The sequence below is a fragment of the Rhodoferax sp. U2-2l genome (assembly GCF_020594515.1).
Lineage (GTDB): Bacteria > Pseudomonadota > Gammaproteobacteria > Burkholderiales > Burkholderiaceae_C > Rhodoferax.
Genome location: NZ_JAJCTH010000041.1, coordinates 1 through 545 on the forward strand (window position 1 = coordinate 1; position 545 = coordinate 545).

The 545-nt window shown below is 57.1% G+C and carries 1 pseudogene; it reads left to right on the plus strand.

The window, feature by feature from the left end:
* Nucleotides 1–100: 100 nt before the first annotated feature.
* Nucleotides 101–545, plus strand: a pseudogene (locus tag LHU53_RS19585) (helix-turn-helix domain-containing protein); the annotation flags it as partial.

The following is a 545-nucleotide window of genomic DNA, read 5'->3' on the forward strand; positions in this document are numbered from 1 at the left end:
TATGAATGGCGGAGTAAAAGGGAGCCACTCGGCGGTGTGATTGGGTACCAGTCCCAAGCCTATCCTGTGATCCAAGATTGGATCTGGAGAGGCAGAGAGGATGTACACAGAAGTGGACCTATACGCCAAAGTCAGACGTGCAGTCATGGTCGAGGCCATGAGCGAGCGCGCTGCAGCAAGGAAATTCGGCATCAGCCGCAAGACCGTCTCCAAGATGGTCAATCACGCGGTGCCGCCCGGCTACCAACGTAAAGACCGGCCGGTATCACCCAAACTTGGTGCCTTCATTGGCATCATTCATCAAATCTTGCAAGATGACCGGGACGTTCTCAAGAAGCAGCGGCACACGGCCCAACGCATTTTTGAGCGCCTGCGTGACGAACATCAGTACGCCGGTGGCTACACCGTCGTGCGGGAGTACGTGGCCAAGGAGCGTCTGCGACAGCAGGAAGTCTTCATTCCCCTGGCCCACCCGGCAGGACACGCCCAGGTGGATTTCGGTGAATCCGACATCTACCTAGGGGGTGTAAAGACCCGCATCCACT